This window comes from Leifsonia sp. Leaf336 (genome assembly GCF_001423695.1).
GTDB lineage: Bacteria > Actinomycetota > Actinomycetes > Actinomycetales > Microbacteriaceae > Leifsonia.
Genome location: NZ_LMOZ01000003.1, coordinates 48,799 through 64,459, shown reverse-complemented (window position 1 = coordinate 64,459; position 15,661 = coordinate 48,799). Strand labels below are relative to the sequence as shown.

Annotated in this window: 14 protein-coding genes; 10 read left to right on the top strand and 4 right to left on the bottom strand. The window is 70.1% G+C overall.

Features of this window, described 5'->3' with window-relative positions:
* Nucleotides 1-2 precede the first annotated feature (2 nt).
* From ASF88_RS15585 to ASF88_RS15545, 9 genes are all read left to right on the top strand, one after another.
* A complete protein-coding gene (locus ASF88_RS15585) occupies nt 3-671 on the top strand; it encodes a CoA transferase subunit B (protein ID WP_055920768.1) in 669 nt (222 codons plus the stop codon).
* Nucleotides 664-1,878, top strand: coding sequence for an acetyl-CoA C-acetyltransferase (locus tag ASF88_RS15580; RefSeq protein ID WP_235493508.1), 1,215 nt, complete (start codon nt 664-666; stop codon nt 1,876-1,878). Before ASF88_RS15585 ends, ASF88_RS15580 begins: the two co-directional genes overlap by 8 nt.
* Before the next feature lie 104 nt (nt 1,879-1,982).
* On the top strand, nt 1,983-2,750 hold the full coding sequence (locus ASF88_RS15575) for an ABC transporter ATP-binding protein (protein WP_235493507.1): 768 nt from the start codon (nt 1,983-1,985) through the stop codon (nt 2,748-2,750).
* Nucleotides 2,732-4,303, top strand: coding sequence for a hypothetical protein (locus ASF88_RS15570; protein ID WP_055920762.1), 1,572 nt, complete (start codon nt 2,732-2,734; stop codon nt 4,301-4,303). The genes ASF88_RS15575 and ASF88_RS15570 overlap by 19 nt, the downstream gene beginning before the upstream one ends.
* Before the next feature lie 62 nt (nt 4,304-4,365).
* Nucleotides 4,366-4,767, top strand: coding sequence for an SRPBCC family protein (locus ASF88_RS15565; RefSeq protein ID WP_055920759.1), 402 nt, complete (start codon nt 4,366-4,368; stop codon nt 4,765-4,767).
* 9 nt (nt 4,768-4,776) lie between these two features.
* Nucleotides 4,777-5,334 (top strand): dihydrofolate reductase family protein, encoded by a 558-nt coding sequence (locus ASF88_RS15560; RefSeq protein WP_055920756.1) that lies wholly within the window; start codon nt 4,777-4,779, stop codon nt 5,332-5,334.
* 213 nt (nt 5,335-5,547) lie between these two features.
* Nucleotides 5,548-7,278: an ABC transporter ATP-binding protein gene (locus ASF88_RS15555; RefSeq protein WP_055920753.1), complete on the top strand. Its 1,731-nt coding sequence runs from the start codon at nt 5,548-5,550 to the stop codon at nt 7,276-7,278.
* Between the two features lies 1 nt (nt 7,279).
* A complete protein-coding gene (locus ASF88_RS15550; RefSeq protein ID WP_055920750.1) occupies nt 7,280-9,322 on the top strand; it encodes an ABC transporter ATP-binding protein in 2,043 nt (680 codons plus the stop codon).
* Nucleotides 9,323-9,396: 74 nt separating this feature from the next.
* Nucleotides 9,397-9,693 carry a hypothetical protein gene (locus ASF88_RS15545; protein WP_055920747.1) on the top strand — a complete coding sequence of 99 codons (297 nt, stop codon included), beginning with the start codon at nt 9,397-9,399 and terminating at the stop codon, nt 9,691-9,693.
* 256 nt (nt 9,694-9,949) lie between these two features.
* Here the strand turns inward: ASF88_RS15545 and ASF88_RS15540 are convergent, their stop codons facing one another.
* Together ASF88_RS15540 and ASF88_RS15535 are read right to left on the bottom strand one after the other, a co-directional pair.
* Entirely contained in the window at nt 9,950-10,231 is a 282-nt protein-coding gene (locus ASF88_RS15540; protein WP_055920744.1) for a hypothetical protein, read from the bottom strand.
* 139 nt (nt 10,232-10,370) lie between these two features.
* Nucleotides 10,371-10,913, bottom strand: a complete 543-nt coding sequence (locus tag ASF88_RS15535; protein WP_055920741.1) for a type 1 glutamine amidotransferase domain-containing protein — start codon at nt 10,911-10,913, stop codon at nt 10,371-10,373.
* A 55-nt stretch (nt 10,914-10,968) separates the two neighbouring features.
* On the opposite strand from ASF88_RS15535, the gene ASF88_RS15530 reads away from it, so the two are divergent.
* Nucleotides 10,969-11,793 carry an aldo/keto reductase gene (locus ASF88_RS15530; protein WP_055920738.1) on the top strand — a complete coding sequence of 275 codons (825 nt, stop codon included), beginning with the start codon at nt 10,969-10,971 and terminating at the stop codon, nt 11,791-11,793.
* Between the two features lie 138 nt (nt 11,794-11,931).
* Here the strand turns inward: ASF88_RS15530 and ASF88_RS15525 are convergent, their stop codons facing one another.
* Entirely contained in the window at nt 11,932-14,073 is a 2,142-nt protein-coding gene (locus tag ASF88_RS15525) for a S9 family peptidase (RefSeq protein ID WP_055920735.1), read from the bottom strand.
* 54 nt (nt 14,074-14,127) lie between these two features.
* Nucleotides 14,128-15,627 (bottom strand): FUSC family protein, encoded by a 1,500-nt coding sequence (locus ASF88_RS15520; protein WP_055920733.1) that lies wholly within the window; start codon nt 15,625-15,627, stop codon nt 14,128-14,130.
* Nucleotides 15,628-15,661 lie beyond the last annotated feature (34 nt).

The following is a 15,661-nucleotide window of genomic DNA, read 5'->3' as shown; positions in this document are numbered from 1 at the left end:
CCATGCCCCGCACCCGCGACGAAATGGCCGCCCGTGCCGCCCGCGAGCTGGAGGACGGCTCGTACGTGAACCTCGGCATCGGCCTGCCCACCCTGATCCCCAACCATCTGCCGGAGGACGTGCACGTCGTGCTGCACTCCGAGAACGGCATCCTCGGCGTCGGCCCGTACCCGTGGGAGGGCGAGGAGGACCCCAAGCTGATCAACGCGGGCAAGGAGACCGTCACCGTGCTGCCCGGTGCGAGCTACTTCGACTCCGCGGCGAGCTTCGGGATGATCCGCGGCGGCCGGATCGCCACCGCGGTCCTCGGCGCCATGCAGGTGTCGTCCTCCGGCGACATCGCGAACTGGGCGGTGCCCGGCAAGATGGTGAAGGGCATGGGCGGGGCGATGGACCTCGTCAACGGCGCCGAGCGCGTCATCGTGGTCATGGAGCACGTCGCCAAAGACGGCTCCGCCAAGCTCGTCCAGCAGTGCACCCTCCCGCTGACCGGTCGAGGGTGCGTCGACCGCATCATCACCGACCTCGCGGTCGTCGACGTCACCGACGACGGCTTCGTACTGCGTGAACTCGCGACCGGTGTGACGGTGGACGAGGTGGTCGCCGCGACGGGAGCCCCGCTGACGATCCCCGCCGACGTGACCGTGGGGACGGGGGTTGCCGGTGACTGAGCTGCGCGAGGTCGTCATCTGTTCGCCCCTCCGCACGCCGGTCGGCAGGATGGGCGGCGTGCTGGCGCCGGTCTCCGCGCTCTCGCTCGCCGAGAACGTGCTGCGCGCCCTCCTCGACCGCTCGGGGCTCGACCCGGCCGCGGTGGAGGGGGTGATCGGCTCCCAGGGCTACCCGACGATGGAGGCGCCCGCGTTCGGCCGGGTGGCCGCCCTCAATGCCGGTTTCCCGGTCACCACCACGGGGTACCAGCTCGACCGGCGCTGCGGCTCCGGCCTCCAAGCGGTGATCAACGCGGCGATGGAGGTGCAGACCGGCGCGAGCGACGTGCTGATCGCACTCGGCGCCGAGTCGATGTCCAACGCTCCTCTCTATACGGAGCAGGGACGCAGGGGCCTCCCGACCGGGGGCCTCATGCTGCACGACGCCCTCGCCCGCGGGCGCGAGACGGTTGGCGGGCGCGAGTTCCCCACGCCGGAGGGCAACGTCGGCTCGGCCGAGACGCTGCGCCGCGAGTACGGCATCGGCCGCGAGGCGCAGGACGCTCTCGCGCTGCGCTCCCACCGGCGCGCGGTCGCGGCGCAGGAGTCCGGAGCGTTCGACGCCGAGCTCGTGCCGGTGACCGTCCCCGGCCGCCGCGGCGACGTGGTCGTCGAACGCGACGAGCATCCTCGTGCCGACACGACCCTGGAGGCGCTCGCCGGCCTCCGCGCGATCCTCGGCCGGAACGACGCTCACGCCACGGTCACGGCGGGCAACTCCAGCGGACAGAACGACGCCGCGGCCGCGGCGATCGTGACGACCCCGGAGCGCGCGGCCGCGCTCGGGCTGACACCGGTCCTGCGGCTCCGCTCGTGGGCGGCCGCCGGCAACGACCCGCGCGTCTTCGGCGTCGCGCCGGTGCCCGCGGCGAACCGCGCGCTCGAGCGCGCGGGAGTCGCGTGGGGCGACATCGACGTGATCGAGCTGAACGAGGCGTTCGCCGTGCAGGTGCTCGCCTGCCTCGCCGACTGGGGCATCGACGCGGAGGACCCGCGCCTCAACCCGCGCGGCAGCGGCATCTCGATCGGTCACCCGATCGGTGCCACCGGCCTCCGCATGCTGGCGACGCTCGCGAACGAGCTCCCGGCCCTCGACGGCACTCTCGCGGTCGAGACGATGTGCATCGGCGGAGGCCAGGGCCTCGCCGCGGTCTTCGAGCGCGTCTGAGCGCCTTCCGTCGTGCCCCTCGATCGCGCGCCTCGCCCGTTCGGGGGCGCTGTTCCGCGCGCGGACTGCGCGTAGGGTGAGGGAGTCGAGAGGCAGGGGTGTCGGTGGTCGGTCAGGATGACGTCGCGGTCGCAGTGCGCGGCCTCCACAAACGGTTCGGAGACAAGGCGGCGGTCGACGGCATCGACCTCGACGTGCCCTCCGGCAGTTTCTACGGGCTCGTCGGCCCGAACGGTGCGGGCAAGACGACGACGCTGAGCATGGTCACCGGCCTGCTCCGCCCCGACGCCGGCCAGGTGCTCATCCACGGCGTCGACATGTGGCGCGACCCGCTCGCGGCCAAGGCGCTCGTCGGGGTGCTCTCCGACGGCGCGCGCCTGTTCGACCGGCTCACCGGCGAGCAGCTCGTTGAGTACGCCGGCCTCCTGAGCGGGATGGACCGGCCGACGGCGATCGAGCGCACCCACGACCTCCTGGGGCTCCTCGATCTGGAGTCGGCGGGCGGGACGCTCGTCGTCGACTACTCGGCCGGTATGACCAAGAAGATCGCCCTGGCCGCCGCCATGGTGCACGCGCCGCGGGTGCTCGTCCTGGACGAGCCCTTCGAGTCGGTCGACCCGGTGTCGGCGGCGAACATCCGCGACATCCTGCACGGCTTCGTGCAGAGCGGCGGGACGGTCATCGTCTCGTCGCACGTCATGGACCTCGTGGAGCGCATGTGCGACCACGTCGCGGTGATCAACGCGGGGCGGGTCATCGCCTCCGGAACCGTCGACGAGGTGCGCGCCGGCTCGACGCTCGAAGACCGCTTCGTCGAGCTCGTCGGCGGACGCCGTGTGGGGGAGGGGCCGGAGTGGTTGCGACACTCGTAAGGCTCCGCCTACTCGTCCTCCGCAATTCGTTCCGCCGCAGCACCTCCCAGCTGGTCGCGGTCATCATCGGAGGCGTCTACGCGCTGATCGCGCTCGTCGTCGTGCTGGGCGGCCTGGTGCTCCTCGGTTTCGCCCCGGTGGAGGTCGTGCGCACGGTCGTCGTCCTCGGCGGCTCGGCCGCGGTGCTGGGCTGGGCGATCCTCCCGCTGCTGCTGTCGGGCATCGAGCAGACGCTCGATCCCGCCCGACTCGCGGTCTACCCCATCCCGCTGAGGCCTCTCATGCTCGGGATGCTGCTGAGCGCGGTCGTCGGAGTCGCCGGGGCGGCGACGACGCTCGCCTCCCTCGCCACGGCGCTGTCGTGGGTGCGACTCCCGGGCGTCGCGCTCGTCGCGCTCGTGACGGGCGCCCTCGGCGCCGCCACCTGCATCGTCGTGTCGCGCGCGGTCACGTCCGTGTCGAGCGGACTCTCCGGCGGCCGACGGTTCCGGGAGGCCAGCGGCCTGCTGGTGCTCATCCCGCTGATCCTGGCCGGCCCGATCGTCATCGGCATCACGCGCGGCCTCCGCTCGTCGTCGGACGCCCTGCCCGCCATCGCCGACGGGCTCTCGTGGTCGCCGCTCGGAGCGGTGTGGTCCGTGCCGTCCCAGCTCGCGCTCGGCGACCCGCTGGGCGCGTTGGCGCGGCTCCTGATCGCCGCTGCGACCTTCGTCGTGCTGTGGCTGGTGTGGCGGTGGGGCCTTGCGCGTTCGCTGGTGACACCGGCGCGCGCCTCCTCGCGCGTGCGGGCGAAGGGCAAGCTCGGCTGGTTCGGGATCTTCCCCGGCAACGCATGGGGGGCGATCGCCGCGCGGTGCCTGACGTACTGGTTCCGCGATCCGCGCTACCTGCGGCAACTGCTCGTGATCCCGCTCATGCCGGTGCTGTTCTGGTTCTACTCCAGCATCAACCACGCCGGCGGCCTCCTCGTCATCGGTGCGCCCGTCGTCGCGTTCTCGCTCGGAATCGGGATGATCGCCGACGTCTCGTACGACTCCACCGCTTTCACCCTGCACGTCGCCAAGGCCGTACCGGGCCGCGCCGACCGGTGGGGCAGGGCGGCGGCGATGCTCTCGTTCGCAGTGCCCGCCGTCGTGCTCATCGCGCTGTTCGCCGCGGCGATCGGCGACGACTGGCACATCCTCCCCGGGCTGCTCGGGCTCTCCCTCGGGATCCTGCTGACGGGAGCGGCGGTGTGCGCCGTCACGTCGGCACGGCTCGTGTTCCCGGTGCCGGAGCCCGGCGACAATCCGTTCCGTTCGCGTCCAGGCGCCAACATCTCGCTGATCGGGCCGACCTTCGCCGCGTGGGGCGTTATCGCGGTGCTCTGCCTGCCCGAGATCGCCCTGTTCGTCATCGCGCTTGTCACGGGCGACGCGATCTGGGGATGGGCGGGCCTGCTTGTCGGAGTGGCTCTCGGCGGCGTGCTGGTCGGCGTCGGAGCGCGCATCGGCGGCAGCATCCTCGACGCCCGCGCACCGGAGCTGCTGCTGCAGCTGCGCAAGGACGCCTGAGGCGACCGGACACGTCCTGACGCGACGCTGGATGTTCACGGCGGACGGTTGGAAGATGAGGCATGGCCAGCCTCACCGTCGAGCGTGTCGTCGCCGCTCCTCCCCAACGCGTCTGGCGCGCGTTCGCCGATCCCGTCGCGCTCGCGTCGTGGTTCTGGCCGCCGCGGCTGGAGACCGACGCACGGGTGGAGGCGGTTCCGGGCGGTGAGCTCCGCATCCGCTCGGAGGTGGCGGACCTCGGTGTCAGCGGCCGGGTGTCGGATGTTGACGAGGGCCGGATGCTGGCGACCTCGTGGCGTTGGGACGGCGAGGATCACGAGACCGCAGTGACGATCGAGCTCGTCCCGGACGACGGGGGGACCCGTGTCGTCGTCCGTCAGGACGGCTTTCCCGACGAGCGCGCGACGGCCGATCACGTCACCGGGTGGAACGACTGCCTCGACCGGTTGGTGGCGACCGCATAGGCTGACCGCATGGGCAGCATCGCAGTGCACGAGTTCGTCTCTCTCGACGGCGTCTTCGAAGACCCGAGCTGGACGATGGAGTACGGCTTCGATCCGGAGATGGGCGATGACCTGGCGCGCATCATGGGCGCCTCGGAGGCGATCCTGCTGGGGAGGCGAACGTTCGAGATGTTCGCGCCGGCGTGGTCGACGCGCACGTCCGCCGACGACCCCGGCGCGCCGTTCTTCAACGACACCGAGAAGCTCGTGGTCTCCTCGACGCTCGACGACGCGGCGGCGGAGGCCACGTGGGCGAACTCGCGGTCGCTGGGCGGCTGCGACGCCGAGCGGGTGCGGGAGGTGAAAGCGGGCATGAGCGGCGGCCTCTACGTCAGCGGTAGCGGGTCGCTCGTGCGGGCGCTGCTGGCCGACCGGCTGGTTGACGCCCTCCACCTGTTCGTCTATCCCGTCGTCCGCGGTTCCGGCGCACGGCTCTTCCCCGAAGGCACCCCGGAGTCCCGGCTCCGACTTCGCCAGTACGACGCGTACGCGAATGGAGTCCTCCACCTGCTGTACTCGCCTGCCTGATCTCCACAGATTCCGATTGCGGTCACGCTGTGACCGTTGTGCCGCCTAGCGTTGTTCGTATCGGGTGGCCGTCGCCTCGGCAGGAGCGAATGTCCGTCGTCCGCGCTACCGTTAGGTGCTGTACGGGGGTTTTGCTCAGCGCCGAGTCGGTCGGGGACGGTTGACGGCGCGCGCCCGTCCCACAATTCCACCAGAAAACGAACCAGGATCATCGTGACTCTTCTTCGATTGGCGATGCGGTACATCCGCCCGTACTGGGGTGCTGTCGCCGCGGTCGTCGTCCTGCAGCTCATCGCCACCATCGCGGCGCTGTACCTGCCGACGCTCAACGCCCAGATCATCGACAAGGGCGTCGTCACCGGCGACACCGACTTCATCTGGCGCACCGGCGGCATGATGCTGATCGTCTGCTTCGTGCAGGTCGCCGCGGCCATCACCGCGACGTACTTCGGCGCACGGGCGTCCATGTCGCTGGGCCGCGACGTGCGCCGTTCGTTCTACCGCAAGGTCGACTCGCTTCCCGCTCTCGACCTCGCCCGCTGGGGCATGCCGACGCTCATCACGCGCAACACCAACGACGTGCAGCAGGTGCAGATGCTCGTGCTGATGACGCTCAACTTCATGGTGTCGACGCCGATCATGTGCATCGCCGGCATCATCCTGGCCGTGCAGGTCGACGCTGGGCTGTCGTGGCTCATCTGGGTGTCGGTCGCCGTGCTGTTCGTCGTGGTCGGCTTCCTCGTCTGGCTGCTGCTGCCGATGTTCCGCGTGATGCAAGACCGCATCGACGGCGTCAACGGCGTCATCCGCGAGCAGATCGTCGGCATCCGCGTCATCCGCGCCTTCGTGCGCGAGCGCTTCGAGACCGCGCGCTACGACGACGCGAACGCCGCGCTCACCCGCATCTCGGTCAAGGTCGGCAACGTCTTCGTCCTGATGTTCCCGCTGATCATGCTCATCCTGAACGCCGCGACCGTCGCGGTGCTCTGGTTCGGCGGCCAGCGGGTCGGCGCGGGCGACATCCAGATCGGCGCCCTCACCGCCTTCCTCCAGTACCTGCTGCAGATCCTGGTCGCGGTCATGATGGGCGTCTTCATGGCCATGATGATCCCGCGCGCGATGGTCTGCGCCGAGCGCATCGACGAGGTGCTCAGCGCGACGCCGTCGACGGGCGATCCCGACCGCCGAGGGGCCGTCCCCTCCGACGGGCGCGTCGAGGTCGCCGGCGTGACCTTCGGATATCCGGGGGCCGAGAAGCCGGTGCTGAACGACGTGACGTTCACGGCGGAGCCGGGTCGGGTGACCGCGATCGTCGGCTCGACCGGTTCGGGCAAGTCGACGCTCGTGTCGGTGATCGCCGATCTCTTCACTCCGCAGAGCGGGCAGGTGCGCGTCGGCGGCGTTCCCGTCGACTCGCTGAGCCGCGAGCAGCTCTCGGGAGTCCTGGGCCTGGTGCCGCAGAAGCCCTACCTGTTCTCCGGAACGGTGGCGACCAACCTCCGCTTCGGCCGGCCGTCCGCCACCGACGACGAACTGTGGCAGGCACTCCGGGTGGCCCAGGCGGAGGATTTCGTGCGCGCCAAAGAGCATGGTCTCGACGAGCGCATCGCTCAGGGAGGCACCAATGTCTCCGGAGGCCAGCGGCAGCGCCTTTGCATCGCCCGCGCGCTGGTCGCGCAACCTCGGGTCCTGCTGTTCGACGACTCGTTCTCGGCACTCGACGTCGCGACCGACGCCCGTCTGCGGGAGGCCCTGGCGGAGTCCACGGGCGACGCGACGGTGATCGTCGTGGCGCAGCGCGTGTCCACGATCCGCGAAGCCGACCAGATCATCGTGCTCGACGACGGACGTATCGTCGGCCGCGGCACCCACGACGAACTGCTGGAGACGAGCGACACGTATCGCGAGATCGTCGAGTCGCAGCTGAGCCTGGAGGTGGCCTGAGATGGCGCGCCGGAACAAGAACGACACCGCGAAGAACCGTCGCGGCCGCACGTCGGAGGCCCGCGAGGGCGTGCTGACCGAAGACGGCGTCGAGACCGCCATCGAAGAGCTGGAGCTCGAATACGAGTACGAGCCGACGGAGTCCGACGGCGACATGTTCGGGGGCACCCCGGCCAAGAAGGCGGAGCACTTCTGGCCGTCCTTCAAGCGACTCCTCGGCCTCCTGAAGCCCGAGTGGCTCGGGATGACGTTCGTGACCCTGCTCGTCGTCGTCTCGGTAGCGCTCATCGTCATCGCGCCGAAGGTGCTCGGAAGCGCCACGGATGTCATCTTCCAGGGAGCCGTCGGCACGATCACCCCGAACGGCCTGGTTCCCGGTCACGGGATCGACTTCATCGAGCTCGGCCGCCTGCTGACGATCGTGCTGGCGATGTACATCGCGGCCTCGCTGCTGCAGTGGTATCAGGGGTACATCCTGAACGCCCTCGTGATGCGCGTGGTCTACCGCCTGCGCGCCGATGTCGAAACCAAGCTCAACCGACTGCCGCTCAGCTACTTCGACACGCGGCAGCGCGGCGACCTGATGTCGCGCGCGACCAACGATGTCGACAACATCCAGACTGCGCTGCAGCAGGCGTTCTCGCAGCTGATCCAGTCCGTGCTGACCGTCATCGGCATCGGCATCATGATGTTCATCGTCTCGTGGCAGCTCGCGCTCATCGCGCTGATCTCGATCCCGCTCTCCGGCGTGATCGCCGGAGTGATCGGCACCCGCTCGCAGAAGCTCTTCAAGCAGCAGTGGAGCTCGACGGGAGCGCTCAACGGTCACATCGAGGAGTCGTACTCGGGCCTCGACCTGGTGCGCGCCTTCGGTCGCGACGCGGTCATGCTCGAGGAGTTCGACTCCCGCAACGACAAGCTGTGGAAGTCGACGGTCGGCGCTCAGTTCGTGTCGGGCATGATCATGCCGGCGATGAACTTCGTCTCGTACCTCTCGTACGTGCTCATCGCCGTCGTCGGCGGCCTCCGCGTGGCCTCCGGTCAGATGACGATCGGCGACGCGACGGCGTTCATCCAGTACTCGCGCGAGTTCTCGCAGCCGATCGGCCAGATCGCGGGCATGGCCAACATGCTCCAGTCCGGCGTCGCCTCGGCGGAGCGCACGTTCGAGTTCCTCGACGCCGACGAGCAGTCGCCGGATGTCGAGACACAGCACCTGCCCGAGCGTGCAGACGGCCGCGTCGAACTCGACGGCGTCGACTTCTCGTACGACCCCGAGACGGAGCTGATCCGGGACCTCTCGCTCTCGGTCGAGCCCGGTCACACTGTCGCCATCGTCGGGCCCACCGGTGCGGGCAAGACCACACTGGTCAACCTCATCATGCGGTTCTACGAGCTGAACGGCGGCACCATCCGTCTCGACGGCATCGACACCACTGATCTCTCGCGCGCGGAGCTGCGCGGACAGGTGGGCATGGTCCTGCAGGACGCCTGGCTGTTCTCGGGCACCATCCGTGAGAACATCCGGTACGGCCGGCTCGACGCGACCGACGAGGAGGTGATCGAGGCCGCCAAGGCGACCATGGTCGACCGCTTCGTCCGGCAGCTGCCCGACGGCTACGACACGAAGATCGAAGCCGACGGCAGCAACGTGTCGGCCGGCGAGCGGCAGCTGCTGACGATCGCGCGGGCGTTCATCGCCAACCCGTCGCTCCTCATCCTCGACGAGGCGACGTCGTCGGTCGACACCCGCACCGAGCTGCTGGTGCAGCACGCGATGGCGGCGCTGCGCAGTGATCGCACGTCGTTCGTGATCGCGCACCGGCTGTCGACCATCCGCGACGCGCACACGATCCTCGTCATGGAGCACGGCCGCATCGTCGAGCAGGGCGACCACGCGACGCTCCTCGCGAAGAAGGGCGCCTACTACGACCTCTACATGACGCAGTTCCGCGGGGCGGCGACGGAGGGCGACGAGAGCGACGAGGCGAGCCCCGTGCCGTCCTCCCAGGATGCCGGGGAGTCCGAGGTCGCCAACGCCTGAGCGACCCCGATACACCGTTTACCTCGATAAGTGAACGAGTTGCGCGCGCCGGGGACCGGTCGTAGAACGTCTATGTGACGATCGATCCCCGCGCTGCGCTCCCTCCCGGCCCTGAATACGAGTACGGAGGCCATTCGGTCCGGATCGTGCCGGAGCCCGATTCCGTGACCCGGTGGCGCGTGTTCGAAGACGACGGCTACTTCGGAGTCATCGCGACGGCCGACCCCGTGAAGGGCGAGCCGGAGGTCCACTTCGCGGTGCACTTCCCCGACGAAGAGGACATCCCGCCGACCAAGATCGTGCCGCTGTGGACGACGGCCGTCGAGTTCCTCCTGGATGCCGGGGAGCCGCAACGGCCTCCGGCGACCTGAGATCTCGGCCGCGACCCCAGCGTGGCTGAGGAGTGCGGGCGGTCGATCGATTCGGGGTTGAGGGACCGCCCGCACGACACCCATCAGAGCATCGGTTCGCGGCCAGGTCGATGCGATTGACAACCGAATGCCGCGGTGCGACTGGACCGAGCTGTCCACCCGCAGGCGCGAACGGCCCACGCAGAACGGCGCCCGCACGCACGACTCGGCCCCGGCGCTTCGAGGAGCACCGGGGCCGAGTCGTACATGCGTCGCGCTACGCGAGCGCGCCGATGGCGAAGCTCACGGCGCCCTGGTCGTCCACCTGGGCGTCGAGCACCTTGTCGTCGAGGGCGACGGCAGCGCCGGGCTCGAGGAACAACCGGGCACCGCCGGACTCGACCACCTGATCGGCGGGCTCCGGCGTCGGCGTCACGGCCGCCGCGAAGGCGGTGTTCTGCGGGTTGCTGCTGCTGATCCGCAGGCCGGCGTCGTCCTCCGGCGCCTGATCGGTGAGGGTCTTGACGATCGTGCTGGCGTTCTCAGTCAGGGTGAGCACAGGCTCTCCTTTCGTTGGTTCCTCCAGGAGGGGCCTACGTTCCCGCGCCCTCCACCATCGCGCAACCCCGTCGCCTGCCATTGCCAGGAAACGTCCACGTGGCGGTGAGGCGGGAGCCAGGTGCGACGCCGAGGCGACCTCACTGCAATGCGGCGAGCAGCTCGCGATTGAACGCGGGAAGGTCGTCCGGCTTGCGCGACGACACCAGCGTGAACGGGCCGGAGTCCACCACGGACTCCTCGTCCACCCACGTCGCTCCGGCGTTGCGGTAGTCGGTCTGGAGGCTCGGCCAGCTGGTCAGCGTGCGGCCTCCCACGACACCCGCCTCGATGAGAACCCAGCCGCCGTGGCAGATCACGGCGATCGGTTTGCCGGCGTCGGCGAAGCCCTTCACCAGTTCCACCGCGGCCGGGAACGTCCGCACTTGATCGCCGTTGGCGACGCCGCCTGGGAGCACGAGCATGTCGAAGTCCTCGGCCGATGCGTCGTCGAGCGTGAGGTCGACGGGGAACTCGTCGGCCGGTGTCAGATGATTGAAGGCGCGGACGGTGCCGGCCTCCTTCGAGATCAGCTTCGCGGTGGCCCCGGCCTCGGTCACAGCCTTCCAGGGCTCGGCGAGCTCGGCCTGCTCGATGCCCTCCGGTCCGGCCAGGAACGCGACGCGCTTGTCGTCGTAGCTCATGTGTTCTCCTTTCGTCACCTCCACCGGTACGCCGAACCCGGGGCAGAATGAACCCATGGCGAACATCCCCCAGATCGTGCTCAACGACGGCTCGGCGATCCCTCAGCTCGGGTTCGGCGTTTACAAGATCCCGGAGGACGAGACGGTCGACGCCGTGCTCACGGCGCTCGAGGCCGGCTACCGCCACATCGACACCGCCGCGTTCTACGAGAACGAGCGCGCCGTCGGCGAGGCCGTGCGCCGCAGCGGTCTCGACCGCGACGAGGTCTATGTGACGACGAAGGTGTGGTGGACCGAGAACGGGTACGACTCCACGCTGCGCTCGTTCGACGCCAGCCTCGAGCGGCTCGGATTCGAGACGGTCGACCTGTTCCTCATCCACTGGCCGGCGCCCGCGCACGATCGCTACGTCGACTCCTGGCGCGCGCTCGAACGGTTGCAGGAGGAGGGTCGCGTGCGGTCGATCGGCGTCGCGAACTTCCACATCCACCATCTGCAGCGCCTCTCCGCGGAGACGTCGACCATCCCGGCGGTCAACCAGGTGGAGCTGCACCCGTGGCTGCCGCAGGAGGAGGTCCGCGGCTACGACGCCGCGCAGGGGATCGTCACCGAGGCCTGGGCGCCGCTCGCGCGCGGCCGGGTGCTCGACGACCCGGTGCTCGCCGGGCTGGCCGCCAAGCACGGCGTCACGCCGGCGCAGGTCGTGATCCGCTGGCAGCTGCAGCTCGGCAACGTGGTCATCCCCAAGTCGTCGACCCCCCAGCGCATCCGGCAGAACCTGGAGGTCTTCGACTTCGAACTCGACGCCGATGACGTCGCCGCCATCGCCTCCCTCGAATCGGGTGAGCGCACGGGCAAAGACCCCGACGATCTCGGCTGAGCGACCTCGGCCGAGCGCCCGACCTCGGCAGACCGTCCGCGCGGCCAACGGAGGACTTCGGCCCCGAAACCGGCCCGATCTCCTCCGTTGACTGCCCGTGGCCGGCGTGCCGCCGCAGAACTCCTCCGTTCGAGACGGCTACTCGCCCGTCGGATGCGCCCCCACGACGTCGAGCAGCCAGGCCAGCGCGAAGGCGCGTTCGCGCCACGCCGCGTAGCGCCCGGAGACGCCGCCGTGGCCGGCCGCCATCTCGGTCTTGAGCAGCGCGTCCGCCCCGACCTCGCGCAGCTTCGCGACCCACTTGGCCGGCTCGACGTACAGGACGCGCGTGTCGTTGAGGCTGGTGACCGCCAGGATGCGCGGATACGGGGTGTGGTGGATGTTCTCGACCGGCGCGTACGACTTCATGTAGTAATACACATCCTCGTCGTGGAGAGGGTCGCCCCACTCGTCCCACTCGATCACCGTCAGCGGCAGCGACGGATCGAGGATCGTCGTCAGCGGGTCGACGAACGGCACCTCGGCGAGCACACCGGCGAACAGCCGCGGAGCGAGGTTCGCGACCGCGCCCATCAGGAGGCCGCCTGCGCTGCCGCCCTGCGCGGCCAGCTGTGACGGCGTCGTCCAGCCCTGGTCGACGAGGTGCTCGGCCGCCGCGACGAAGTCGGTGAAGGTGTTCTTCTTGTGCAGCTTCTTGCCGTGCTCGTACCAGAGCCTCCCGAGCTCGCCGCCGCCGCGCACGTGGGCGATCGCGAACACGACCCCGCGGTCGAGGAGGCTGAGCCGGGGGATGCCGAACGACGGGTCCATGCTCGCCTCGTACGACCCGTAGCCGTAGAGCACGAGCGGCGCCGGCTCGCCGGGGGTCACGAGGTCGCGGCGGTAGACGAGCGAGATCGGGATGCGGGTGCCGTCAGCGGCCGTGGCCCACTCCCTGCGCTGCTCGAACAGCTCCGGCTCGAACTCGCCGAGCACGGGCTGCTGCTTGCGCAGCGTAAGCTCGCGCGTGCGCACGTCGTAGTCGAACACGCTCGACGGGGTGACGAAGCTGCCGTACCCGAGCCGCAGGAAGGGCTGGGTCCACTCGGGGTTGCCGCCGGCGCCGACCGTGAAGAGCTCCTCGTCGAACTGCAGCTCGTGGAGGGTGTCGTCTGGGTCGGCGTCGTCGCCCTTCTGCGGCAGGCAGGCGACGGCGAGCCGGGTCATCCCCTCGCGGCGGTACTCGAGCGCCACGAAGTCGCGGAACGCGTCGACGCCTTCGATGCGCACCGCGGGGTTGTGCGCGAGCAGCGTGCGCCGCGGGCCCTGCGGGTCGTCGGCGGCCACGCTCACGAGTTCGAAGTTGACGGCGCCGTCGTTGTGCACGATGAGCAGCCGGTCACGGCCTCCGGCGACCGCGTGCTCCACGTCGTACTCGACGCCCTCCTTGCGCGGCCAGACGACGGTGAACTCACCCGTCGGATCGCTCGCGTCGAGCAGCCAGCTCTCGCTGGTGATGTTGGAGCCGACCTCCACGATCAGGAATCGCCGGCTGCGAGTGAGACCCGCCCCGACCCAGTACCGCTCGTCGGGCTCGTGGAAGACCTGCACGTCCTCCTCGCCGTCGGGCCCTTGACCGACCCGGTGGCGCCAGACGGTGTCGGGCCGCCAGGCGTCGTCGACGGTGGTGTAGAAGATGTACTCGCCGCTGGTGTCGAAGAACGCGCCCGCCCCGGTTCCGGTGATCTCATCGGCGAAGGAGGCGCCGTCGCCCGCGAGCGACCGCACCCGGATCGTGTACCGCTCGTCGCCCTCGACGTCGACGGCGAACAGCAGGCGAGTGCCGTCGGCGCTGACATCGAAGCTGCCGAGGGCGTAGAAGTCGTGCCCTTCGGCCTCCGCATTGTCGTCGAGCAGGATCTGCTCGCCAGGGAGGCCGTGCTGCTGGGCCGTTTCGTCGAGCGCGGGCGGGTCCCAGTCGTCGGGGCCGTCGATCGGGGCGCGGCAGTGGATGCCGTACTGCCGGCCCTCCACGGTGCGGGTGTAATACCACCAGTCGCCTTCGCGGGTGGGGACGCTCAGATCGGTCTCGCGGGTGCGGTTCTTGATCTCGTCGAAGATCTGCTCGCGCAGCATGCCGAGCTTCTCGGTGCGGGCGTTGGTGTACGCGTTCTCTTCATGGAGGTGCGCGATGACCGCCGGATCATCCTTGTCGCGCAGCCACTCGTAGTCGTCGGTGACGACGTCGCCGTGGTGGCTGCGCTCTGTCGGCTTCTTGGCGGTGATCGGGGGCGTGAGCATGCCTTCAGGCTATCGAACCGCGCCGACGTGGTGCCCCGCCTGCGGAGTCGTGGTTCACGCTTCGAGGGCGCCGGCGACCGCGAGCAGCGACGAGTGGATGCGCTCCAGATCGGCCGGGGCGCCGAGACTTCGGCGTGCCTGCCCGATGGCCTCGCGGAGTCGCGATCGCGCGTCGGGATCCGCCCTCCGTCTCCCTTCGAACCGGGCGTCCCCGAACCGGCCGTCGAGGGCGGGGCCGAGCGCGGCGGCGGCGTCGATGCAGTCGATCGGCTGCACGGTGCGGCGACCACCCAGCAGACGGCGTGCTCGATGAGCCGGCGCCAGCTCCTCCACGCGCGCCAGCGCCGAGTGGAAGGCAGCGATCCGGGCCGGCCGGTCGTCGGTGTCCTCCGCGTCCGGTGCGAGGGCGGTCGTGAGTGCGATGAGCAGCTCCGACAGCCGTCGTCGCAGAACATCCGTCGAGCGCACCGGGAGGATGAACCACGCCGACGCGACTCCGATCACGGCGCCGACGACGATGGCCGCCATCCGCTCGCCGAGCATGCCGGCCTCCCCGGCGAGGCCTCCCGGACCGAGCAGCGGAGAGACCCCGAGCAGCTCCTGCACGAGGGTGATGACGAGGGTGACGGTGAGCGCCCAGTAGGCGTAGCTGTACGTCCGCAGCCAGGTGCCGACGAAGAGCGCCACGAAGATGACGACGACAGCCGCGAACCCGCCGGCGGTCGGCACGGCGAGGGCCATTCCGACGGCGGCGACCGACCCGCCGAGCGCTCCGACGACGCGCAGCACGCTCTTGTGGAGGACGTCGCCGCGGCCGCGATTGCCGGCGTTCACGATGTACGCGGTGAGCACCACCCAGATCGCGTGCGCGGGGAACACCAGCCAGCCGACGACGAACGCGACCGAGAGCGCGATGGCCAGTTGGAGCGCCATGCGCGTGCTCGCCGGGAGGCGTCTGCGTCCCTGCCGCGGGGCGGGCGGCTTCGACGGCGCACGAGGGGCAGCAGCGGGTTCGGGTGCAGGCCGGACCGCAGCGGCCCCGCGCCGACGCAGCGGGGATGCCCCCACCAGCACGAGCACCTCGCGCGCGAGCGCGACCCAGAGGACGGCCACGACACCGCTGATCAGCGCGAGCAACGTGGAGGCCCAGATCGGCACCTCCGCAGCCGGAGCCACCGGGACGACGAGCATCGCCGTGAGCGGCAGCGCGATCAGCGCGCCGAGCCGGGCTGCGCGCGGCCCGAACCGTCGCATCCACACCGGCACGCTCATCCCCGCGACGAACACGACCGCGCCGACCACAGGCTCCGCCGTGAGGAGCCAGCCGACCCCGGCCGCCGCGACGCCGATGACGGGCAGCAGCAGCGCCGACCGGGCGAACTCGGCTCGACCGGCGAACTCGCGGCGACCCAGGCTCAGAGCGACGACCGTGGCCAGCACGGCGGAGGCCCCTCCCGCGCCGAACAGCGACGAGATCAGCCAGACGGTGGCGCACGCGCCGGCCGCGGCGGCCGTGGTGACGAGCGCTGCAAGGCCTGTGCGGAGGTGCGTCACCCTGCCATCCTGCACCCCCACGCGGTGACACTGC